Source organism: Chryseobacterium sp. FR054, from assembly GCF_056844565.1.
Genome location: NZ_JBXDSA010000001.1, coordinates 1,231,726 through 1,255,741, shown reverse-complemented (window position 1 = coordinate 1,255,741; position 24,016 = coordinate 1,231,726). Strand labels below are relative to the sequence as shown.

13 protein-coding genes are annotated in these 24,016 nt (G+C 39.5%); 9 read left to right on the top strand and 4 right to left on the bottom strand.

What is annotated here, in order from left to right:
* Positions 1 to 205: 205 nt before the first annotated feature.
* On the top strand, positions 206 to 1,639 hold the full coding sequence (locus AC106S_RS05670) for a hypothetical protein (protein ID WP_482438112.1): 1,434 nt from the start codon (positions 206 to 208) through the stop codon (positions 1,637 to 1,639).
* A 270-nt stretch (positions 1,640 to 1,909) separates the two neighbouring features.
* Here AC106S_RS05670 and AC106S_RS05665 read toward each other — a convergent pair whose 3' ends face one another.
* Entirely contained in the window at positions 1,910 to 3,709 is a 1,800-nt protein-coding gene (locus AC106S_RS05665) for a hypothetical protein (protein ID WP_482438111.1), read from the bottom strand.
* Between the two features lie 578 nt (positions 3,710 to 4,287).
* On the opposite strand from AC106S_RS05665, the gene AC106S_RS05660 reads away from it, so the two are divergent.
* The 3 genes from AC106S_RS05660 to AC106S_RS05650 all read left to right on the top strand — a co-directional run bounded on the left by AC106S_RS05660 (position 4,288) and on the right by AC106S_RS05650 (position 6,181).
* Positions 4,288 to 4,476, top strand: coding sequence for a hypothetical protein (locus AC106S_RS05660; protein WP_482438110.1), 189 nt, complete (start codon positions 4,288 to 4,290; stop codon positions 4,474 to 4,476).
* 52 nt (positions 4,477 to 4,528) lie between these two features.
* On the top strand, positions 4,529 to 5,050 hold the full coding sequence (locus AC106S_RS05655; protein WP_482438109.1) for a YdeI/OmpD-associated family protein: 522 nt from the start codon (positions 4,529 to 4,531) through the stop codon (positions 5,048 to 5,050).
* 186 nt (positions 5,051 to 5,236) lie between these two features.
* Positions 5,237 to 6,181 carry a hypothetical protein gene (locus AC106S_RS05650; RefSeq protein WP_482438108.1) on the top strand — a complete coding sequence of 315 codons (945 nt, stop codon included), beginning with the start codon at positions 5,237 to 5,239 and terminating at the stop codon, positions 6,179 to 6,181.
* A gap of 68 nt (positions 6,182 to 6,249) precedes the next feature.
* On the opposite strand, the gene AC106S_RS05645 is transcribed toward AC106S_RS05650, so the two are convergent.
* Entirely contained in the window at positions 6,250 to 7,863 is a 1,614-nt protein-coding gene (locus AC106S_RS05645) for a helix-turn-helix domain-containing protein (protein ID WP_482438107.1), read from the bottom strand.
* 1,184 nt (positions 7,864 to 9,047) lie between these two features.
* Between AC106S_RS05645 and AC106S_RS05640 the strand changes: the two genes are divergently transcribed.
* The 4 genes from AC106S_RS05640 to AC106S_RS05625 all read left to right on the top strand — a co-directional run bounded on the left by AC106S_RS05640 (position 9,048) and on the right by AC106S_RS05625 (position 18,565).
* The gene (locus AC106S_RS05640; RefSeq protein ID WP_482438106.1) at positions 9,048 to 9,590 is read left to right on the top strand and encodes a hypothetical protein; all 543 of its coding nucleotides are present in this window, start codon (positions 9,048 to 9,050) and stop codon (positions 9,588 to 9,590) included.
* Positions 9,591 to 9,679: 89 nt separating this feature from the next.
* The gene (locus AC106S_RS05635) at positions 9,680 to 17,401 is read left to right on the top strand and encodes a GEVED domain-containing protein (protein ID WP_482438105.1); all 7,722 of its coding nucleotides are present in this window, start codon (positions 9,680 to 9,682) and stop codon (positions 17,399 to 17,401) included.
* 89 nt (positions 17,402 to 17,490) lie between these two features.
* Entirely contained in the window at positions 17,491 to 17,991 is a 501-nt protein-coding gene (locus AC106S_RS05630) for a hypothetical protein (protein ID WP_482438104.1), read from the top strand.
* Between the two features lie 64 nt (positions 17,992 to 18,055).
* On the top strand, positions 18,056 to 18,565 hold the full coding sequence (locus tag AC106S_RS05625; RefSeq protein WP_482438103.1) for a hypothetical protein: 510 nt from the start codon (positions 18,056 to 18,058) through the stop codon (positions 18,563 to 18,565).
* A 378-nt stretch (positions 18,566 to 18,943) separates the two neighbouring features.
* On the opposite strand, the gene AC106S_RS05620 is transcribed toward AC106S_RS05625, so the two are convergent.
* Both AC106S_RS05620 and AC106S_RS05615 read right to left on the bottom strand, forming a co-directional pair.
* A complete protein-coding gene (locus AC106S_RS05620; protein WP_482438102.1) occupies positions 18,944 to 20,572 on the bottom strand; it encodes a helix-turn-helix domain-containing protein in 1,629 nt (542 codons plus the stop codon).
* Positions 20,573 to 20,873: 301 nt separating this feature from the next.
* Positions 20,874 to 21,572 (bottom strand): DUF1826 domain-containing protein, encoded by a 699-nt coding sequence (locus tag AC106S_RS05615; protein ID WP_482438101.1) that lies wholly within the window; start codon positions 21,570 to 21,572, stop codon positions 20,874 to 20,876.
* A 501-nt stretch (positions 21,573 to 22,073) separates the two neighbouring features.
* Between AC106S_RS05615 and glsA the strand changes: the two genes are divergently transcribed.
* A complete protein-coding gene (glsA, locus tag AC106S_RS05610) occupies positions 22,074 to 23,087 on the top strand; it encodes a glutaminase A (protein WP_482438100.1) in 1,014 nt (337 codons plus the stop codon).
* Positions 23,088 to 24,016 lie beyond the last annotated feature (929 nt).

Below are 24,016 nucleotides of genomic sequence, written 5' to 3'. Positions count from 1 at the left end.
AAATGATGAGCAGCGGGCATGACGCTTGCGCCAACGAGACCCACGAGGGGAAATTTGGTTTACAACGGTTTTAAGGCATATACCCGAACGAATGTTTTTTTAAAATCAGCAAATTTTCATTTGATAATTCTATTCTTAAATTAAATTCTATATTTACCGGAAATTAATAAAAACAGTTAACCATACCCAATCAAATTTTCAAATAATGGACTCAATTAATCAGGATCTGATGCAAACTGTGGGAGAAGCTTACAGTCCTTATCTTCAGGAAGGCAAAACCTATCATAGAGATGTTGTAAGAGGTAAATATGGCTCTTCTCAAAGCGGAGGCATTTTTTATATAGAAGACGGTGTTAAATACGATTTCATGTCTGCCCATATGCATAAAAATAAAAACGAAATAATAAAGGAACTTCGCAAACTGAACGACAGTATCAATGAGATAAAAACGGTAAACCTGAGCGATTTTTATCCGCACCTGCCCGAACATATCCGTACCCGCTTTACCTTTATAAAAGACCGGCCTGCCACTATGAAGCAATATGGCGTTTCAGATCTGGCAGCCGCAATTAAGGAGGAGTTGGACGAAAGCTTTATAGGTGCAACAGGAATTGGTGCTTTTAAAAAAGCCGAAGGTATTGGCCATTTTACCAATCAGGGAGGTGATATCAAAATAAAAGCTACTAAAACCATCATATTCGAAGAAAAAACGTTCACTTCTGACTCGTTTTACGGTCTGGGCATTGATCTGATAAACCATGCGCTGGACAATCAGTTAAAAAGCATTTGGTTCAGCTATGAAAACGATGTTATAACCATACAAACCGACCCGGCATTTCCTGAACACGGCTTCTCAGCTATTGAAAACAAAGCAGTATCGGTAAATTCTGAATATGCAAAAAGGGAAGCAGCAGCAGCAGAAGCTATCCGCCTGCGCCATGAACTTTACACATCAATAGGCACACTGGATGAGAGACCGATGTACCTGAACGTGGGCGGCTTCAGAAGCTTAAACTGGCCGGGGCATTCTACCGGCACTGTGGCGGCAAAACTGCGTATTATCAATACAGAAAATACGACCATTGTAATAACCGACGGCCTCAGCGATATTTATAACGATAACCAGCAGGACTCTATGCTTACCCATAACGGTATTGGAGTAGAGTTTTACTTCGAGTTTGATAAAAAAGTGTCGTTCTTCAGTATAGAAGAACATTATATGCCGGCATTGCTTAACGGTGTTACCCAAACGGCGCTGCGCCACGGCAATTTTAAAGCGCTTATGGAAAAATTCGGGACCGCAACACTGGAGTTTAAAGACAGCGATATTGAAACATGGGTAATGAGTGGCGATTTTGCAAGTAACGGTCCCGATACATTTTTCAGTAATAGCCAATACAGCGCGGGGAAGCCTTTTGGTACACTGCTCACTATGGGTACAAAGCATGTTCCTCCCACATTTGAACTTAACCTTGAAAAAATAGTATTGATAAGTGTTAAGCCATTTGGCAAAGAGTGGTTTACAAAAGATAAATTTTTACACCGTACTGAAAAAGTGAAAACGGAAGCACGCCTGGAACTCATAAAAAGCTTTGAGGAAGACGGCTCGTTTAATACCATACCATTCTCTTATAAATAATACATATTAAAACTGCAAATAATTTTATTATTAGGAAATCTCAGGTTAAAGAGCGTGAAAATATGCGCTCAGACCTGGATCGGAAAAGACGCAGTTGAAGAACCGGGAAAATTGAAAACAGCAAAACATATTCATCAGGATAACCGGTAGGTGTATCGGAAAGTAGAATTTACAATCATCGGTATATCATCAATTGAATTTTTAATTGTTATTATACGGATCCACAACAGCTTCCAATGGTGGGGGCTGTTTGTGATTTAATCCTAACCGTCAGTTCCCGAAATTGACAAAATGAGGTACTTCCGTAGAAAAGCTGTTCATAGGCAGAAGATTATTCCGGTTGCTGTTAAAATCAAAAACCGAATGATCGTCGAACGGAACATGGGGATAATAGGTGAAAGAGATCTGTATCCTGTTGAAGACCAAAAACGGATTGTTAATTAAAACACCAACGCCTATTTTTGTGTTGGCACGCGTTTTCAGAAGCTTTTCATCAGGCATTCCCAGCCAGCCGGCCGCGAACGTTAAATAGGGGCTGAAATGGAAATTCTTCCATGTCTTATTAATAAACATCTGAAGCTGATATCTTAAAACCATTTTTTTAGTGCCTATATAATCAGGATTGTAAACAGGGAATTCATCTGAAGAAGAAAGATTGATTCTGTCTTTATAGGAATAATTATGTTGAGGATTTCCTAATGCTAAAGTAGGAGAGAAAAAATGTCTTACTCTGGCAAATTTCCAGTCCTGAAGATGAGTGAAATAAGTCCCGTCTAAACGGAAAGATTCACGGTTCCGGCTGTCCTCGTTCAGGAATCTTCCAAACTGGGCTTTCAGGGTGAAATATCCCAGCTTTGTAAAATTGCCGTAAGATACAGAAGCTCCCACATAAGGAACTACCTTTCTGTTTCTTGATAAACCGCCTGTAATAAAACTCACCGAATTTCCATAAGCAATATCCTCAGGAAGATCATATTGGAAAATATTCTTCTGCACGGAAAATTTTCTGTTGATAAGCCCAACAGACATCAGAAAGCTGTTATAGGAACTGAAATATCTGTACTGATCTGTTTCCGGGCTGTCTTTATACTGATAATTCTGGAACCTGCCTATAATGGCAATATTACTGCCTACTTTTTCACCGGGATCAGAGGAAACCGGAATCTGATAACCACCCCATAAATCCTGACTGTATACCTTGATCTGAACTTCCGGAAAAGTGGTATCGGTTTCTGTCGGCAGTGAGACATTCCTCATAAAATATTCAAAAGTAAAACCTCCTGCCCATTTTGTGAGGGGAGAAAAAAAATCTCTCCTCATGTTGAAGCTGATTCTTTCATTTCTGAGAAAATCCCGTTCTCCCAGGATTTGGGCATTCACGTAAGTTCCGAAAAGATTATAGGCGGTGTAACTTCCCAGAAGATAATTTTGTTTTTCTTTAGAGTCGTTTCTGTAAAGAAAATCAAGCGTATGGCCTAAGCCCAGTACATTTTCTTCTGTAATTCCCAGACCGATTTTACTTCCGGAATAATTCAGACTCGGCTTCAGACTCCAGGAATCGAGGATTTTTACCACAACATCAATAGAATCTTTGCTGGAAGTACTGTCGGAAACACTGATATTAACCCTGTTGATAAAGGGCATTGTTCTCAGCAAACGTTCGGATTCGTAGAGTTTCTGAGCGTTATATTCCTCTCCTTTCTTAAAAAGCAGATAATTATTAACCGTAGAGGCTTTTGTCGTGGAATGAAGCTTATCTGCCACCCAATCATACCATTTTAATTTTTCTTTATGATTTTGAGTGCCATATCCAAAGGGATCTATGGTTTCAATACGGACGTTTCTGATGTATCTTTTGTTATAAGTCTCCTGCAGAAGTTTTTCGGTTCTGGATTTTACAGACGCTGAATCGGCCTCCCTGCGGAATATTAAACGGTGGATGAATTTGGTAACTTTTCTTTTATCCGAAAATTCCTCTATTTTATAATAAAGCGAATCTTTTTTCTCCTGTGCATTCAAAAAGAAAAAACCACATAAAAAGAAAATTAAAGTTATAGTCGATCTAGTCATTAGCCATCAGAAATTCAGTGAAATTAACAGTATCAATTAATAAGCCAATGACCAAAAAAATAAAGAAAAATACAGCCGGAATTGCTGTTTTATTAATTTTTTAAATATTGAACGGAACCCGGCTCTCTATGGGTATTTCATTCTTCCTGAGATTCCGGCTTGATTTTTTATGCACAGGTTTATTACGATTTTCTTTTGCAGGTGAAGGCTGGATGATGCTAATGTTTCTGATTCGTTGGGTGGCAGCTGTGGGCCTTCAATTCAGCCGAAGATCAGTAAAAGTATTTCTTCCGATCAACAGGGGGGGCAGGGAGCATTAACAAGTCTGGTAAGCGCAACTTCAATTATCGGGCAGCCTGTTATGATCCATCTCTTTTATTATTTTACCCATGATAACACGCCGTTTAATTATACATTAAAGAAAACAACCGTCAAATAAAATAGAACCAGGAATATAAAAACAGAAGATTAAAAAAATATTTTTCATCATTATCACTAAAATACTTTTGACTACTGACATGATGCTGTCATAAACCGGGCTTAAATTTGTCTCACAGCTATTGATTAAAGTATAAAATATGAGAGACCTATCCGGTATCAGCCAACGCTATGGAGAACAGAATACGTCTTCCAGGTCAGAAAATCTGAAAAACATCGTTCCCAATCCGGATATTGTCAGTTTAGATTATGGTCACCGGATTCAGCAGGAAAAACCGGAGAAAACCATCCTTTCAATTTTAAAATGGTTAGCCCAACAGAATGCATAATAAGGAAACTGAAACATATTGCCCGCAAAGTCAAACAGATTGGAGACAATGGTTGGAAGAAAACCATCAGTCCAGACAATCGGTCTGGCTTGTCTTTTACACAAAAAAGTCGAATATTCCTTCATTAAGCTGGAGTGAAGCCGTTGATGAAGCACTTTGTTTCGGATGGATTGACAGCACAAGGAAAAAGATTAATGACATCTCGTTTATGCAGTTTTTTAGCAAACGTAAACCGAAAAGCAACTGGTCAAAAATCAACAAGGAAAAAGTGCAACAGCTCACTGACAGCAAAAGAATGACAAAACAGGGCTACGAAAGTGTTGAAATCGCAAAACAGAATGGATATTGGACAATCCTGGATGAAATAGAAGAAGTGATCATTCCGGACGACTTAGAAACGGCGTTCAAAAAACATAATGGCTCGAAAGATTATTTTCTGAGTTTGAGCAAATCAACAAGGAAAATAATATTGAGCTGGATTATCCTCGTCAGAAAACAGGAAACCAGACAAAAGCGCATAATGGAAGTCGTGGAAAGTGCAGCACTGAATCTTAAACCAAAACATTTACGATAGAAAAGTCCCAACGGATAAATAGTGATTTTCGAACTCATAGCACTGATAAAGCAAAAGATTTGTAAATAAATCACCTGTACAAAAAAGTTTGTCTTTTATTTATAAGTATAAAATCACTGATTACAGGGAGTGGTTTGTAAGTTTTAAAAGCCTTAATTTGACGATAAAACATCAATAAAATACGTTATGGAGAAGATAAAAGATAAATTAATCCGAATGAACAGATTTGAAGAAGAAAAGGGACTTAGTTTAGAGGACATTCGAGCGTTGAATGAGAATTTGGGAAACCATATTCCTGACTTTTTTATATCATATCTCAGTATTTTTGGCTTTAATGATAATTTATTTGGAGGAGTTTTTAACGAGGAAGCTGATTTTGTGGAGCAAAATGAAATGATTCAGGAACTGGGATATGCAGATTATGTTGCCATAGGTGATGCATACAATGAAAATCTCATTGTTGCACAAATTGAAAATCAGAAGCTGTTTTTAATAGAGGATGATCATTTGATTGATCTGGAAATTACTTTTCCTCAAATGTTAATTCAGGTGGTAGAAGCTTTAGATTCTGAAAAGTTTGAAATCATACAACAGGTCAGTTCCGTTTACGAAAGTTTTCATGATCATAAAACCGCCTTGAAAAATTCTTTTATAAAGAGTTTCAGTCAATTGAATGCAACAGTTGCTAACAATCAGGATACTTTATATGGAGCGGTTATTGTAAAAAACAGAGAGCGTAATTTGTACAGTTTATGGGGAGGAAGTCTTAATGCTTTCAGAACAGAAATTACCAGGCAAAAGATAGATTATAATAAATTGTGGAACCCTGAAACAATGCATTATCATCAAACTATTTCTATTGATGAAATTTTGAAAGATATTAAAACTGAAATTGATTTTAAAGCGCTGGATTTACTGTTTTCGGATGTCTTGCGTGATTTAAAAGAAGAAGGGTATTTTAGAGATCAAATGAATCGTTTTTCAATTTCAGTTCAATCAAATAATGTAAATTTATTTCCTGAGGATTCTTATAATGAGTCCTTAATGAAAGAAAATAATTTAGAAACAAAAATCAGAAGATTTTGGGAATCACCCTATGACCGCACCCGGTTATTAACGGAAATATTATAGCTGTCAGGTTAAGTAAGTATTGACTCATTCATAACGGGCTGTCTCACATCTGAGACAGCCCGTTACGTCTATATTTTTCCCGCTTCCGTCTCTTTTTTCAGGTTTTCAATAAAATCCGAAGGAGTTAAACCGGTTTCATTTTTAAATGCATTCTGAAAGACCCGGGGAGTAGCATATCCGCAAAGTTCTGAAAGAACAGAGATTTTATATTTCCTGTAAATCTCCTCCTCATAAAGCTTTTTGGTAATATATTTAATTCTGAGGCCATTGATGTAGCTGTTAAAGTTTTTGTTTCTGTAATTTTTTATGATCTCGGAAAGGTATTTTGTATTGGTATTCAGATTACTGGCAAGCCCGGCGATGGTAAGATCGCTTTTCAGGTACTTCTCGCTTTTTTCAAACCTTGATAATTTGCTTAATAACTGATTGAGGGTTTCCTCGGCCATCGTTTGCGGGGCTTTTATTGTTTCTTCTTCCTCTTTTTCTTTTTCGGGCTCCGGCATTTCCGCTTCAAGTTTAATGCTTGTGATAAGTTCCTGAAACTTCTGCCGGAGAACCTTATTCCTGTTTTTCCAGTAATACCAGATACCAACTCCTGTTACAATGATAATGACAAGAAAAACATACAGATAGCTTTTGAGCGTGTTGTTTTTTTCAAGTTCTTTCTCTTTTTTTATTGCGTGGGTCACCTTGTTTACCGAATGCTTTTCCGCTGTTTTTATGCTGTCTTTTAACTCGGTAAGAAGAAGGCTGTATTTTTTTCCTTCCGCAGTATTACCCTGCGCTAAATAGCCATTCGTTAAAATCTCATATAGAACCTCTCTGCTGAAAGGAGAGGAAAGGCTTTTCTCCAGTTTTAAACCTTCCATAGCATAATACACAGCTTTATCATTATCTTTCTGATCAATATAAAAGTCACCTGCCGTTCTGTACAGGTTCATTTTATTAAGAGGGTTTACTTTTCCGCTGCTGGCTGTCTCCAGAGATTTTAAAAGATATTTCTCTGCGGTTTTTGGATCAGAGGGCTTCATGATCCATAAATAATAAAGTGTAAGATTAGCCTGTATGGAGAGAATCAGGTCATATTTCTTCTGTAATGGTATTTCTGTACTTTTATCAGAGATTTTTTCTGCCTCACTCAATCCTTTTAAAAGACATAAACGGACAGAATCGGACTGTTTTTTACTCTGATCAAAATAAGATGAATAATTGGAATAAAATATGCTGCTATAATAATAGCGGACATTGCTGTCACGGATTGTTTTCAGGTGTTTTTTTGAAAGCTGATAGGCTTTATGGGAATCTTCCAGAAAACCCAGTTCACCCAGAGATGCGGCCTTAGTCCTGTATATATTGGACACTATCTCTGAAGGACAGCGTTCATTAATATATTTTACAACATCTGTGGAAACTTCAATAACTTTCTCGGCATTGTCCAGCACGGAGTAAGTACGCATCAGTTCAGCACCTATCAGAAAACTGACATCGTATCTGTTTTCTTTTGCTATACGGTAACTTTTTTCGAGTTCCTGAACTGTGGTGTTTACGATTCCTGTCCTGTCAATATCATTCTGTATCTGTTTGAGTTCGTTTTTCAGCTGTTGTTCAGTTATTTTTTGGCATTTTCCCAAAGCAAACATGTGCAGAGCGATAAATAATAAAAAATAGTTACGAAGTTTCATTTACTTTTAATTGGAATTATATTAGTTTTTGTGGAAAACAGAGGTACCACAAATATATAAATATTATTCCTGGAACGGTCATAGTTATGTTGGCATAGCCGGAGTTTAAAAGAAATTTAAACAAAAGATGGAAGCAGCTGAAAGTTCAGACGCGGGTAGGGCAGCTATGAATTATAGCTGATCATTCCTGGAAAATCTGAACTCAGGCGAAAGTCCTTCGGCTTTGAATGTCGTAACCGTTTGAAAATCAATTATGCTTATTTGTAAAAAATACTTATTGCAGCCCTGTTTTTATTCAAAAATCATATCTGATTCCGGTTCATAAAAGAGAATATAACACCCGGTATTCAAATATTAATATTTTGCGGAAATTTTTGTGAACAGAAATTAAAAAGGCCCCGTTAAACCGGCAGAGATCGCCCTCTTTCACGAAAATGACATTGCCGCTGCTAATTTCTACGTACGATATGCAGATACTCCCGGTTGTGCATTGGGCAGCAGATTACCATGCTGTCACCGGAACAGCACCCGAAACCAAAGCAGGTATTACCGCTCTTAGGATAGCTGGAACAGATCATCCGTACTGCCAATAGAATTTCAATGGAAAATATGAGGGTTTTTATTTAAATATTTGATTTTTAGCTTGTTGTATTGTATTTGATTGCCGGATTATATAGGAATATTTCCGAATTATGAGTATATAAATCTTGGATCTGTCCCTTAAATTAAAATATTTTAGTCAGGTGAATTAAAAGAATATGCCAACAAATACTATCTGTTAAATGAAAGCAAATTCAGCCCGTATCCTATCCTGCAAAGATAGAATATATAAAAAAACTGAATAAGATTAATATATACCATGCAAACGTTTCATCAGTAAATCTGTCTCAGATTTTTGATAACGGATTCGCAACCGGTACCTCTGACCTTTCAGCCGATGTTTATCTTGTACAGGTGGATAACGAAACCCTGAGCTTAATATTAATAAAGAAATAAGTACTGATTATATCTTGTGACCGGCAGTTTCCTCAGTTGGGAGCAGTTGATAAATAAAGTCCAGCCATTAACAAAAAAATGAAAATTGAACGAATTTCAACTTTCATTTAAGCTAAACAGGAATTCAATTCTATTGTCCGATAAAATAGCAGGTAAGATGTAAGAATAACCATAAAAACAAGATGTAAATGAATGAAAATAAAAGCAAATTTCCCAGATTCCTGTTTTGTTTTTTACTTATTCTTCCTTATTGCCTGATTTCTGCACAGATTACTGTAACAGGAGATGCAAAAGTCTTTATAGATACCGGAGCCTTTATATATTCTGAAAAAGGGTACTTTTCTGATGTTCCCGCTAATCCCCGTCATGTAGCCAAAAATAGCTCTAAAAAGAAACCCGGAAAAATTGCCCGTAACAATAAAGCAAAACCCGGAAGATCTGCACAGGCTTCCCGATTTTCCAATCCAGCTGCTGATTGTCATTTTAATGTTAATCCATCAGAATCTGCTCTTATTTTTAGCGGCAAGAATAAATATATCAGCGGAACCATACAGACCAACAGTAAACCAAAACTAATTGGAAAGTTTCGATACTATCAGTTTTCTTTCTATCCTGATATTCAGAATAAAAAAATCATAGACTGTTATGATCTGAACTATACACAAAAAGCTTTAAAGTTTTCCTTTTTTATCAGGCCTCCTCCCCAATCTGTTTTGAGTGCATGTATTTAATGATACGGCCAAATATTCTGGACTGATGTTCAGCGTATTCTAATGAAAAAAATCAAAATATTTATGCTTTTAAAAATTTACTGATTTATATGAAATTTGAAATATACAATATAAACAGGCTTTATTTAAAGACAGCAGGTGCCATACTGATTATCTTTTTCAGTATTCAATCTGTTTTAAAAGCCCAAAACCTTCTTACAGAAAGCTTTAATTATTCAGCAGGGACATTGCTCACAGCGAATAACTGGACTGCACTTTCGGGGACCGGAACAAATAATATAGCGGTTTCTTCCGGAAATCTTTCATACGGAGGCTCCATTGGTAATGATATGGGGAATAAAATTCCTTTATCCAATAACGGGCAGGATGTTTACAGAGGGTTCACCAGTAACAGCGGCTCCCTGTATTCATCTCTTATCGTTAATGTATCTGCCGCTAACGCCGTGGGAGATTTCTTTTATTCAATCGGTACCACTACTGCTCCTGCCACAACCGTAGGGGCCAAACTCTTCATCAGATCGAATGGTTCCGGTTTCAGTTTCGGAGTATTGAGAGGTACCGGAGGAACACCGGTATATGAGACCGAAATAAGACCTTTTAACACCAACATTATGGTTGTGTTAAAGTATGAAGTGGTTACAGGTACAACAAACGATGCTGTAAAGTTATACGTTAATCCTCCACTGTCTTCAGAACCGGCAGCAGCAGGTGTACAGTACACAGCTTTAGCCGGAGCAGATGCAAGTGCTTTTTCGGCAATAGCCCTTTTACAGGGAACAGCAGCCAATGCTCCCACATTAGAAGTAGACGGTATTGCTGTTGGAAGCACATGGGATAGTGTGGTTTCTGCAGTATACGACTTTGGTGATGCACCTGCCGCTTATGATTATACTAAAGACGGCGTTTTTGCGCCTGCAAACCATCGGCTTCTTGCAGGATTATCCTTAGGAACTTCAGTCCCTGATCTTGAGATTTCACCATTCAGCGTCGCTTCCGGCTCTGATAATAACGGCAGCAATGGTGACGGAGCAGATGAAGATGCTGTTGTGGCATCAGCCAATACGATAAGAGCAGGCGCCCCGTATAACCTGACCGTTCCGGTGAATAACCCATCCGCTACCGCAAAATACCTGTATGGCTGGATAGATTTTAACGATGACGGAAAATTTCAGGTGGAAGAGCTGGCTAATGCAGTAATCACTATTACAGCAACAGGAAGTACAGTACAGACTTTAACCTGGTCTGCTGCCAAAACAGGAACAATAGTACCCAATGCGGCAAAACTGTATCTTAGGTTAAGGCTTTCAGACCGATCTCTTATAGATTTTACCACCGCAGCTTCAGGAGGAGCTTTACTTGACGAAAGGAGTATTGGAAACGGTGCTTCAGGTACAGCCAGCGCTGCTGATTTTGCAACCTCTTCAAACGGGGAAGTAGAAGATTACCAGATCAGGGTATTGAATACTTTTGATTACGGAGATGTTCCTTCAAGCTACGAAAACGATAAAGACGGCAACCCTCTGCCGGCTTTACATGCACCGCTTTCAGGCTTTAGCCTCGGAGCTCTTCTTGATATAGAAGACAGCCCGGCTTCCGTTACTGCTCCTGATGAAAATAATACAGCTGGAGATAATGCAGCAGGCCAGGCCGATGAAGACGGAATTTCTTCAGTGTCAAGTATAAGCCGCGGTGTTGCTTACAGTATAACAGTTCCTGTAAACATTCCTTCAACGTTGGCCGGTACCAAATATCTGTATGGATGGCTGGACCTGAACGGGGATGGCCGTTTTCAGGTAGGTGAAGCCGCCACAACAAGTACCACTTTAACGGGGGGAAGCTATCAGACCCTTACATGGACAGCTGCCCAAACAGCGGCTATTGTGAACGGAACCACAAAAGTTTATCTCCGTCTCAGACTCTCAAATTTAAGTTTGGCAGACTTTACAACCGCGGCTTCCGGAGGGGCATTAATTGATGAAAGAAGTATCGGGAACGGAGCAACCTCAGCTTCAAGTTCTGTGAACAACCCAACAATAGCCTACGGAGAGGTTGAAGACTATCAGTTGCCGGTAGACTTGTACGATTTTGGTGATGCCCCGGCTTCTTATGAAAACAATAACGCAATGGCTTCAGTTCCGGGAAGGCAGATAGGCAATCCTTTATATTTCATCGGAAGCATAGTTGATAGTGAAGCGGCAGCTCAGAGTGTGGCTTCCGGTAATGATAATAATGGAACCAATGGAGACGGTTTAGACGAAGACGGTCTTACAGGTACATTGCCTGTCATCACAAAAGGAGCTCCGTTCAGCTTTTCTGTACCGGTAAGAGCAGATGCGGCATCCAATATTATTGCCTGGATAGATTTTAATAATAACGGCAGATTTGAAGCCTCAGAAGCAGCATATACTGCCTCAACAGGCAGTACCACGGGGTATCAGTCTTTAGTGGCGGGATCATCGGCAGTAACTTTCTGGTTCAGAGGCAGCCAGACGAATACAATTCCTGCGGGAAGTAATAATCTATATGCAAGGATCCGGCTTACACAAACTGCGGGTTCTGATAATACCACAACAACAGCCATAGACGAGCGTGCTGTTGCAGATGGTGCATCTACCGGAATATACACCCTTCCCGGTTTCGGAGAAATTGAAGACTACCGGTTTGCGGTTGGAAACAGCAATTATGATTTTGGAGATGTTCCTGTAAGTTATGAAATGGATAAAGACGGAAATGTAAATCCAGCCAACTTTAAACCTGCCAGAAATCAGCCGGCAGAGGGATTATATCTTGGAGGCAGCTATACGTTTGAACCTGCACCTTTTTCAGTGGCTTCAGGGAATGATAATAATGGAGCTAACGGGGATGGTGTTTCTGATGACGGTCTTCAGGCTAATCAATTGTATATAAGATCAGGAGCAATTAATACCTATACCGTTGCCGTAAACAATATAACAGGAAATGCAGCCACTTTATATGCCTGGATAGATTTTAATAATAACGGAAGATTTGAATCCGGAGAATTTGCAACAGCGTCTGTTGCTTCAGGGGCCACCTCTGCCACTGTCAGTTTTACGGCAGCACAGGTAAATACGATCTCTGCGGCAGTGGATAAGCTGTACATGAGATTGAGACTGGTACAGCCGGATACAGGAATTACATTAGGGGATTTAACAACAGGTGCCAATAATGCGGTGGTAGATGAAAGAGCAATTGCAGATGGTTTAAGTACCGGGCTTTACGGTTCCGTATCCCAGGGAGAGGTTGAAGATTATCAGCTGACCATTATTAAAGACTATGGAGATGTTCCGGCCAGCTATGAAAACGGTTCTCCTGCATCCCATACGAACAGTATGGTTCCTGAACTCTTTATGGGGGCTACCGTAGATTATGAATTAACCAATGCCGCAGTGGCATCTGGTGCAGACAACAATGGAACCAACGGGGACGGATTGGATGAGGATGGAATTACCCCACAGGTAATCACCAGCGGATCTCCTTTTACCATTAAAATACCGGTAAATACAACCGTTACCGGAACTAAGAATTTATATGCATGGATAGACTTTAATGGTGACGGTATATTTAATGGCAATGAAGCTGCTGTGGCAAGCGCTTCTGTTACAGCCGGGACTACATCAGAGTTTATTTTAACATGGCCGGCAGCAACTGCTACTTTCTCCCCATTGGTATTGGCAGCCGGGAAAACATATGTGAGATTCAGGCTTTCCGGAGCTGCAATGACTAACACAAATAATGGAAATCAGGCCTTAATAGATACCCGTAGCACAGGATTCAGTGCTGCCGCGGGTGAGATTGAAGATTATCAGTTTGCAGTAAGTAATTTATATGATTATGGTGATGCGCCTGCCCTGTATTCAAGAGCGAGGGACGGAGTGACTTCTGTGCCGGCAAGGCAGGCTCCGTCACCGGTATTAAGGCTGGGAAATACAGTAGATACTGAGGGTAGTGAACAGTCGGTAGCTTCTGGTGCCAATAATAATGGAAGTAACGGTGATGGCCTGGATGAGGATGGCATTCCTTCTGTTATGCCGGTTTACAAAGGAACAGCCTATTATTCAAAAGTAAATGTATTTAATAACTCGGGGTCTGCTAAAACATTATATGCCTGGATTGATCTTAATAATAACGGTTATTTTGAAGCGGGAGAAATGGTTTCAGTATCAGTTCCTTCTTCAGGTGCGATGCAAACAGTAAATCTGCCTTCATGGGCTGTTGCAGCAACAAATACGATCCCTGTTGGAGTAACTCAGGTATATATGCGTCTGCGCATTTCTGATGGTACATTAACAGATTTTACAGCGGGAGCACCAGGCTCGGTTGTGGATGAGAGATCTATTGGGGACGGACTTTCTTCCGGTGCCTACGGAACAGCTAACGGAGGTGAAATAGAAGATTATGTTGTACCGGTTGTCACTGCTTATGATTATGGAGATGCTCCGGACAGTTATGATACAAGCCGTAACAGCGTGGTGGCACCTGCCAGACAGGCGGCAAGCCAGGGACTTTATATCGGGGATAATCCTGCAGATTATGAAAATTCAAAACAGATCATTGCAGGGAATGCACTGGGAGATGACAATAACGGAACCGATGATGAAGATGGAGTTTTAGTTTCACCTATTTACTCCGGTGGTGGAAACGGTTACACGCTCAACGTAAAAGTAACCAATAATACAGGTGCCGCAAGAACATTGTATGGCTGGATAGATTTTAATAACAACGGACGTTTTGAACTGTCTGAAGTTAGTACCGCAACGGTATCCAATGCTGTCAATAATGCTAATGTTGTCCTGAACTGGACAGCCGCGGCATCTGCTATTACAGGAACACCCAATCAGCTGTATATGCGTCTGCGTTTATCAGAAGGAACATTAGCTGATTTTGCAACAGGTGCTCCAGGTCTTTTAGTGGATGAAAGAGCTCTTGCAGACGGACTCAATACAGGAGAATATGCAGCAAGCCCTGTAATATTTAACGGAGAAATTGAAGATTATACAATACCGGTAACCACAAATCTTGATTATGGTGATGTCCCGTCTTCTTACGAACAGAATACGTCGGGAGTAATGCTGCCCGCACGCCATAATCCTAACTCCGCTCTTATGATAGGAACCACAGTTGATACGGAACCTGCTCCTCAAAGTGTTGCCGCAGGAGCCAACAATAACGGAACCAATGGAGACGGGCTGGATGAAGACGGAATGACCGATGCTTTACCTACGCTTGTACCGGGATCAGAATACAGCACCCTTATTAATGTAACCAATAATCTTGCAACGGCAGCTACACTGCATGCCTGGATTGATATGGACGGAAACGGGCGTTTTACTTCCAATGAGTATACTTCAGTATCATTGACTGCCAATTCCGGATCTCAGACTGCAAAGCTTTATTGGTATGCAACAACTTATACCGGAGCAGCTTCCGGTACATATATGAGAGTCCGTATTGCAAGTGCGGCACTTGCCGATAACCCTGCAACGGCTAATGTGGATGAACGTTCCATTGGAGACGGTTTAAGCACCGGTATTAATGCCGCTTATCCCATCAGCGGAGAAGTGGAAGATTATTATCTGCCGGTAGATACCACAGCTGCTACGGCTCAGTCTTGTGACAGTGGTGTGGATGACCGTTTAGGTCTTATGGATCCTGTACAGGCTTTATTCCATGCAAGTATTGTCAGGGTTGCCAGTGGAGGATACCTTGTATTTGGTAATTCAGCCAACGGCGATGGGATTACTAATCAGAATACTCCGGCCAAAGTAGAGTCTGGTTTTAACGGATTTAATTTTGCGGGTACTCCGCTAATGATTACCGGTGCATCATATAGTACCACTTACCATCAGTATTTCATGCTGACCACTTCTGGTTTATATGTATGGGGAAGAGCCAATGGAGTATTTACCAATGCAACTACGGCTATGACCCAGGTAGCATTGCCTTCAGGTGTAGGCCCTGCCCAGGTACAAATGATTGATGCCGGACGTAATACAACAATAGGCTCTTTGGTGTTATTAACTAAATCCGGAGAAGTATGGATGTACTCAAATACTATGGGAAGTGATGTACAGGGAGACGGAAACCAGATGACACCAGGATGGCACCAGGTAATGACCAATTCTTCCACACCTCTGTCCGGAATGAAAGATGTACGTTCTGCCGGCGGCGCTGTAATTGCTACCGACGGTAATAATTTCTATACCTGGGGAAGCAGTACTTTATTAGGAGACGGGCAGGCTGCTGCGGACAGAGGCTTTGCTTCCCGAATGACTGTTCCGTCAGGAATCACGCTTCCTGTAAAACAGCAGGATATTAATAATACGACTTCAACATCTTATTATGTAAGAGACGGTGCCGGAAAAGTATTTGTGATGGGAGACAACAGCTCAGGACAGTTAGGCCTCGGAAATACAACAACAGCCCGGTCCTGGCTTCCGATTTCCTACATTAATGAGCAGCCGGATGCAGCAGGTATACAAACAGATATTACCAAACCAATAGGAAAAGCGATTTGGATTTCTGCAAACAATCATGATACTTATGCCCCGTTATCATTTGTAATAACTGAAGATAACAGAGCTTATTCGGCCGGGAATAACGACGGAAGTAAAACAGGACTTCCATCACCTTCCACAAGGTATATTCCTACTGCTGTTACTATTGGCGGAGGCGCACAGATGCTTCCGGGTAAAATGATATATGTAGAAGCGGGAGGGCATATCTCCATTCTGATTAAAGACAGAAATGACAGATATGGTTACGTGGGACATACCATCGACGGAAGTGATGGTTGTGGAGGATGTACAGCCAGCCCGTCTGAATTTAATTTTACAGGTCCGCCATCCACAGGCCCGGTATGCGGAAATACAGCCTTTGATTTTGGAGATCTGGATGACCGTTATAATCCTGGAGATCAGGCCAGTCATCAGATTAAATATGGTCAGGTTGATAACCCGCTTAAGCTGGGTGCTAATGCTGCTGATAGTGATGATGCTCCTCAGTTTACCATTACCGGAAGCGGAAATAATGCAACAGGAGATGATAATGATGGTAAAGGAAGTTTAATAGATGAAGATGCTTTCGTAAGTGGTTCGTTACCTGTAAAAACAGCAGGAGTACCCTATACATTGAATGTACCATTAACCAACAATACCGGTATTGCTGCTTATTTATACGGTTTCATAGACTGGAATGACAATGGCAGTTTTGAAGCGAATGAAGCCGTTGTTCAAACGGTACCGGCATCAGCTTCTCCGCAGACTGTTGCTCTTACATGGGCAGATCCGGGAGCAGTTCAGGGATGCAGTGGAAATCCATTACGTAGCTTTGTACGTTTACGTCTTACGACCACTCAGTTGAATGATATTGTAACCACGCCGGTTGATGAACGGAGTTATTTGAAAGCAAATGACGGAGAGGTAGAAGATTATTATGTAGACTGGGTGTGTGGAATATCGTATTGCTATAAACCAGGAATATTAACGGGGACTGCACTGGATAGCAAAGTGGGAATTACCTCATTAAACAGAGCAGGTTCTGATGATCCGGATAACTGGCCTATGGTTCGTAAAGGAGGCTGGATGGTACTTGAATCCAAGACCAAAGGCTTTGTTGTAAACAGGGTAGCATTTGATGCTTCCGGAAATCCGGCAGGAATCCCGGCTGCTAATTTCGTGGAAGGAATGATGGTATACGATACAACCAACAATTGTATGAAAATTTATACTTCAGCCGACGGCGGAACTACCTTCAGCTGGCAGTGTTTAAATACTCAGACCTGCCCGGATTAATTTAAAGTTCAGGAAAGCAACAGATTTATTCTGTTGCTTTTACCTGAAGTTTTTATTTAAGATTCATTCAACAAAAAAACAAAAGAATTATGTATTTAAAGATTTTGACTTTATGTATTCTACCCATCTTTTCAGGTTCTGTTTACGCCCAGCAGCATATTGAAAAAAAGATGACAGACACTAATCCCGTATATTCCATTGAAGGTACGGGTTACCATGAGCAGGGGACAAAAAACAGGATCAACTTTTCAAAACTGACCTCAGCTAATGATAAAAGTGAGGTTTCCTTAAATAATAATGAAGTAACTGTTCATAAAACGGGAGTTTACAGAATCAACCTTATTTCAGAAACCGGCCGGAATACAAAGCCTGAAAATCAGGTTCCCTATTATGTAAATCTAAATGGGAAAGAAGCTTTCAGAGGATCAGGGAATTCATTGGATGATACCGGTTACTATTTCCAGATTCAGTTAAAGAAAGGAGATATCCTGAGTTTTGACGTTCCGGAAGATGAAAATGCAGGAAAATCAGGAACAAATAAACTAAACATCCGGTTCTCAGATCCTGAGCTGTTTGAGCTTTCAGAGTAATATTAAAGATAATTTATCATTCTGAAGCGTTCCTTATTGTGTTATTAACTAAAATATGAGTAAAATGAAAAAAATAAAATTAGTCATAGTAAGTGTATTGTTTACGGCTGCAGCACAGGCACAGGTCGCAATTGGAAAGAGCAGCGTCAGTAATTCGTCGGTATCATTAGAATTTGCAGATACTGAAAACAGAGGTCTTGTGCTTCCCTATATTGAAAATAATAGTGGAATTTCTCAGAATGGAACTCTGATCTTTGATGCAACGGATAATAAGGTTAAATATTTAAAAAATGGCAGCTGGTTTGATCTGAGTAAGGATACAACCGGGCATGCAGATTTATCTATACAGTCAGGTAAAACGGAAAAAGCAGAAGCCAAAGCCGGTATTGGAACACCGGCTTCTACGGATGGTATCCTTGTTCTGGAAGACAGCACAAAGGCAATGATCCTTCCTAAAGTTGCAAGCCCGCATTTAAATATAATTAATCCTGCAGCAGGAACCATTGCCTATGATACAGTTTCACGGCAAATAGCAGTATATAACGGATCAGTCTGGTCTTTCTGGAAACCTTAATCCTGTTTCCGGACTTATTTCATATCCTTACAAAATGAAACTGAGGCTTAATGAACATCTAACAGATCAGCAATCAGTATATCTGATCGGCCAGCCGGTTTTGATCTTATACGGGTAAACAGCAGGGCTCAAAGTGTAAAATTAATATAGAAATAGCATAGATTATATTGATTGCAGACAGCTTCCGTTTATGGGAGCTGTCTGTCTGTTAAATACTGAACTAAAACCAGAAAAAGAACACAACATCATAAAATGATCTGCCGGGGAAGGGCAATTTTTCGCAGCAAAAAATCCTTACTTTTTGGAAGTAAGGACAATATTGAATAACTGAAAATTATTTTAACCCCTAACTGTCAGATCCGTTTTTAGCTGTTATTTCTAGGCTTTTTCATATTCCAATGCCCTCGGCTCCAGTTCCTTTTTGAGGTTTTCGATAAAGTCTGATGGAGTTAAACCTGTTTCCTTTTTAAACGCATTCTGAAACGCCCGGGGTGTAGTATATCCACATATTTCCGCTAAAGAACTGATCTTATATTTTCTGTATAGTGAGTCTTCATAAAGCTTTTTGGCAATATATTCAATTCTGAGACTGTTGATATATTGGTTGAAATTTTTGTTTTTGTGTTGTTTTATGATTTCTGAAAGGTATTTTGTATTGGTATTAAAACTGCTGGCGAGACCTGCAATCGTAATATCGCTTTTCAGGTATTTTTGTGCTTTCTCAAATTTGGAGATTTTATTCAGCATCTGGCTGACCGTTTCCTCAGCAATAGCCGTCGGAGACTTTACCGTTCTTTCCTTACTTCTTTCTCTTTCATCATTTTGATTTTCAGTTTCCTGTTTTATTTTGGTGATGAGGTCCTGAAATCTTTGCTGCAGAACCTTGTTTCTCTTTCTCCAATAATACCAGATTCCGCTGCATACTATAATTATTACGGCTGAAAAAATATATAGATAGGTTTTAACGGTATTGTTCTTTTCTAATTCTTTTTCTTTTTTTATCGCTGTGGTAACATGGTTTACCGAATGTTTTTCCGCCGTTTTTATGCTGTCTTTTAACCGGGTAAGAAGCTGGCTGTATTTTTTTCCTTCTGCCGGATCGTTTTTCGCCAGATAAGCTTCCGTCAGGATTTCATAAAAAACTTCACGGCTGAAAGGAGATACTATTTTTTGCTCTAATCTTAAACCTACCTGCGCGTAATGGATCGCTTTATCATGATCTTTCCTGTCCAGGTAAAAATCACCTGCAGTTCTGTATAAATTCATTTCATTAAGCGGACTTATTTTTCTGCTTTCGGCAATTTTCAATGACTTTAAAAGATAGTTCTGAGCTGTTGCAGGATCGCCCGGCTTCATGATCCATAAATAATACAGAGCCAGATTGGCCTGTATGGAAACAATTAAATCATATTTCTGTACAGGCAATATTTCAGAACTTTTATCAGCGATTTTTTCAGCTTCACTCAGCCCTTTTATAAGACACAGACGCACAGAGTCCGATTGTTTTTTACTCTGATCAAAATAACTGGAATAATTGGAATAAAATAAGCTGCTGTAATAATAACGTACATCACGATCCCTGATCTTTTCCAGATATGTTCTTGCGGACTGATAGGCTTTATGAGAATCCTCCAGAAAACCCAGATCTCCTAGTGAACGGGCCTTCATCTCATACATGTTGGATACTTCCTGCGGAGAGGTGTTTTCACTGATGTATTTTTCCACATCTTTTGAAATCTCAATCACTTTCTCTGCATTATCCATAGTTGAATAATTTCGCATCAGTTCCGCTCCGATCAGAAAAGAAACCGCATATTTGTTTTCTTTTGCAATCCCGTAGTTTTTTTCCAGTTGCGGTATGGTATTATTTACAATACCTGTTCTGTTGATTCCACCTTGTATCCGGCGCAGCTCGTTCATCAGCTGCTCTTCAGATATTTTCTGGCTTTTTCCTGAAGTAAACAGGTGCAAAATAATGATAAATAAGATAGATGGGTAAGGTCTCATTTACTTTAAGTTTGAGTTAAAAAATGGTTATTTATCAGAGGTATTTTACAAAGATATGTATATTTTATAGCAATTAATATGGGTATATTTGAATTTTTATTTAAAAAAACACATGAATTATTAAGATAATTTTAAAAATTTCATTTTTAGTTTGAAAAAATCACAGAAAGCGGAAAAACATATTTCAGATAGTATCCCGAAAGAATCCTGAAAGCAGTGTAGAGAATATCTTTAATTTTAAATATTAAATTTCCGTTATTAATAGCACAGGATAATTTTTTCGGGAGGACAATGCAAACCTCTAACAAATCAACAGCAGTCTGTACTCTCCGTCATTTTCTAAAGGTGCTCTGTGTATGCATGGAAGGACTTCCTGCTCCGGATGATCTACTGCCAGACGCCATAAATGTCCCCGCTCCAGATTAACAGGCTCTGCACCAGGTTTAGGCTGATAATGTAAATCAAAAAAACAGTCCTTAAGAAAAGCAGTAAATTCAGCTTCCGGACCATCATGAAGTTCTTTAAGTCTTGCCCGGATCTCAGGAATCAGAATTTTCTGTTCCGCCTGGTCATTAGCCAGAATATCACTCGCCGCACCATAATAAGTGCATAAAAAAGTATCTGTACTTACAGGAGAGCGGTCCACATGATAAGAATAAACATCTGTTGAAATAAAATCGAACTCGTCATCCCGTTCATAACACCGAAGCAGATTAAGAGAAGGAGAGGCCCCGAAATCTGTTAACAGCTGTAAATCATTTAAAATAACTTCCCTGGCCATCTGTCCTTCTTCTGAAAGCTGCAGCCCCAAAAGATCCTCAGCAGAAATCTCCGTAATATCCTCTTTCAGCTGAAGTTGAGTTACAATTTCCTTAAAGTCTCCGCTTAAATTCCTGTGCCAGCAGACGGCATTCATGTCTCCCTGAAAACGGGTGTTTATAAGATCGGAGAAAGTGGAAACAATACCTATCTGGTGGCTATCGGAAAATGTATTGGTCATAATTTTAAATCAAGTAGTGGACAGTTTATTTCTTGCAAAAATAAAGAATAAGGACAGTAACCGGACGAATTTATTTATATGCGGGTTAGCAATAAGTGGCAAACAAACGTATAATATACATATACTATCTTTGGTACTATCAAATAATACTATTATTTGAAGCCACCTTTTATAATTACAACAGATATTTTAGTGTGATACCGATTTAATTCTGATTTACAGAGTTTCAGACATATTTCTGCATCCAAAGCAGACCGGGATTTAAAATGGACCGTATACCAGGGAATTCTGTCTAAAACCGGTGAACAAAGAGTAACACTATATCAGTTTAAAATTAATCTTTAATTCAGATTATGTTTCTTGTATTTTTCTTCAAACCTGAGATAAAGTTATTTCCGGAGTTGCAGGTACATCTCTTTTTAAAATTATCTCTCAAAAACCCAAAAAAAATTATCTTTGCTCCTGAACTCATCTCAACAGAGGTAATTGAAAATATTTTACATGAAAAAAAATAGCATTCTGTCTTCAGCAAAAGGAATCTGCATAGCCGCTTTTCTGACTTTCAATACAATCACCTATGCCCAGAAAACGGCAGAAATTCCGTCTGTTTCCGAAAAAGCATTAAGCAGTATCCTGGAAAAGAACAGAGCCTACTATACCCAGGGCAAAGTAGCCGATTATATTCCTGAGCTTGGAAAGATGGATGCTAAAGCGATTGCTTTTTCAGTCGTGGATAAAAATGGGAAAGTGTTGAATGTGGGAGACGTTCGCAAGAAATTTACCATGCAGAGTATTTCCAAAATCATTGCCCTGATGATTGCGGTAAACGAGAGGGGTGAAGCTGATGTGTTCAGTAAAATGGGCTATTTCGGATCCGATAAGCCGTTTAATCACTTTTCCAACCTGGAAACAACCGGGAAACCCCTTAATCCGATGATGAATGCAGGGGCCATCCTTACTGTTTCCCTGATTTCAGGAGATGGAGAAAAGCCCTTCCTTAAAGTCCTGGATATGGTACGTTATATCACGAAAAACTCTTCCATCGATTACAGCAAATCGGTTTATGAATCAGAAAAATCCACTGGTCACCGGAACCGCGGAATGTTTTATCTGATGAAAAATAACGGACTGATCTCAGGAAATGAAGACCAGCTGGATAACTATTTCAAACAGTGTTCCATTGAACTGACCGCGGAAGACCTGGCTAAGATCGGTTATTTCTTTGCCAACCAGTGTACCCGTTTTGATGGAGATTCCACTTATAAAAATGCAGAAACCGCCAGATTAATAGAATCGCAGATGCTGATTGCCGGAATGTATGAGTTCAGCGGAGAATATGCCCGAACGGTTGGGCTTCCAAGTAAATCAGGTGTCGGCGGTGGAATCACTGTGAGTGTTCCCGGGAAAATGGGAATCGGGGTATTCAGCCCTTCATTAGATCAGCATGGAAACTCACTGGCAGGCTATCATATGATCCTGGATCTGGTAAAACAATACAACCTGAGCATATTTTAAGTTGGTTTTCTACTGTATTTTGTTGGCTTAACGCAAGGGCGCAAATGTTTAAATTAACAGGCTGTTTTTAAGGCGCAGGAAAATCGAAGATTTTCAGCAAGTTTTTAGAATTATAATCAATTATTTTAAAGATAAAAACAGCCGAAGGCTAGTCCGTCGCTTCATCGAATCAACAGGGTTGATTCAACACTTTGCCCCCTAAAATATATACAAAGAAGTTAAAGCTTTGCGTTTCAAAAAAATACATATTAGTTACAATACAAACTGAATTTCCCGCAGATCTCCCGGATTACACCAATGTTTATGTAAATTTTTTCAAGACTCGCAGATTTTGCGGATTGAGCAGATTTTTTTTTTGGCTTAACGCAAGGGCGCAAATGTTTAAATTAACAGGCTGCTTTTAAGGCGCAGGAAAATCGAAGATTTTCAGCAAATTTTTCGAATTATAATCTATTATTTTAAAGATAAAAACAGCCGAAGGCTAGTCCGTCGCTTCATCGAATCAACAGGGTTGATTCAACACTTTGCTCCCTAAAGTATATACAATGAAGTTAAAGCTTTGCGTTTCAAAAAAAAAATACATGTTAGTTACAATACAAACTGAATTTCCCGCAGATCTCCCGGATTACACCAATGTTTATGTAAATTTTTTTAAGACTCGCAGATTTTGCGGATTGAGCAGATTTTTTTTTGGCTTAACGCAAGGGCGCAAATGTTTAAATTAACAGGCTGCTTTTAAGGCGCAGGAAAATCGAAGATTTTCAGCAAATTTTTCGAATTATAATCTATTATTTTAAAGATAAAAACAGCCGAAGGCTAGTCCGTCGCTTCATCGAATCAACAGGGTTGATTCAACACTTTGCTCCCTAAAGTATATACAATGAAGTTAAAGCTTTGCGTTTCAAAAAAAAATACATGTTAGTTACAAT

What these genes read in the sequence shown, in the direction of transcription:
- AC106S_RS05625 (WP_482438103.1), top strand. Translation starts at nt 18,056, where the DNA reads ATGAAAAAAATAAAATTAGTCATAGTAAGTGTATTGTTTACGGCTGCA.
- AC106S_RS05660 (WP_482438110.1), top strand. Translation starts at nt 4,288, where the DNA reads ATGAGAGACCTATCCGGTATCAGCCAACGCTATGGAGAACAGAATACG.
- AC106S_RS05665 (WP_482438111.1), bottom strand. Translation starts at nt 3,709, where the DNA reads ATGACTAGATCGACTATAACTTTAATTTTCTTTTTATGTGGTTTTTTC.
- AC106S_RS05635 (WP_482438105.1), top strand. Translation starts at nt 9,680, where the DNA reads ATGAAATTTGAAATATACAATATAAACAGGCTTTATTTAAAGACAGCA.
- AC106S_RS05670 (WP_482438112.1), top strand. Translation starts at nt 206, where the DNA reads ATGGACTCAATTAATCAGGATCTGATGCAAACTGTGGGAGAAGCTTAC.
- AC106S_RS05645 (WP_482438107.1), bottom strand. Translation starts at nt 7,863, where the DNA reads ATGAAACTTCGTAACTATTTTTTATTATTTATCGCTCTGCACATGTTT.
- glsA (WP_482438100.1), top strand. Translation starts at nt 22,074, where the DNA reads ATGAAAAAAAATAGCATTCTGTCTTCAGCAAAAGGAATCTGCATAGCC.
- AC106S_RS05615 (WP_482438101.1), bottom strand. Translation starts at nt 21,572, where the DNA reads ATGACCAATACATTTTCCGATAGCCACCAGATAGGTATTGTTTCCACT.
- AC106S_RS05640 (WP_482438106.1), top strand. Translation starts at nt 9,048, where the DNA reads ATGAATGAAAATAAAAGCAAATTTCCCAGATTCCTGTTTTGTTTTTTA.
- AC106S_RS05620 (WP_482438102.1), bottom strand. Translation starts at nt 20,572, where the DNA reads ATGAGACCTTACCCATCTATCTTATTTATCATTATTTTGCACCTGTTT.
- AC106S_RS05650 (WP_482438108.1), top strand. Translation starts at nt 5,237, where the DNA reads ATGGAGAAGATAAAAGATAAATTAATCCGAATGAACAGATTTGAAGAA.
- AC106S_RS05630 (WP_482438104.1), top strand. Translation starts at nt 17,491, where the DNA reads ATGTATTTAAAGATTTTGACTTTATGTATTCTACCCATCTTTTCAGGT.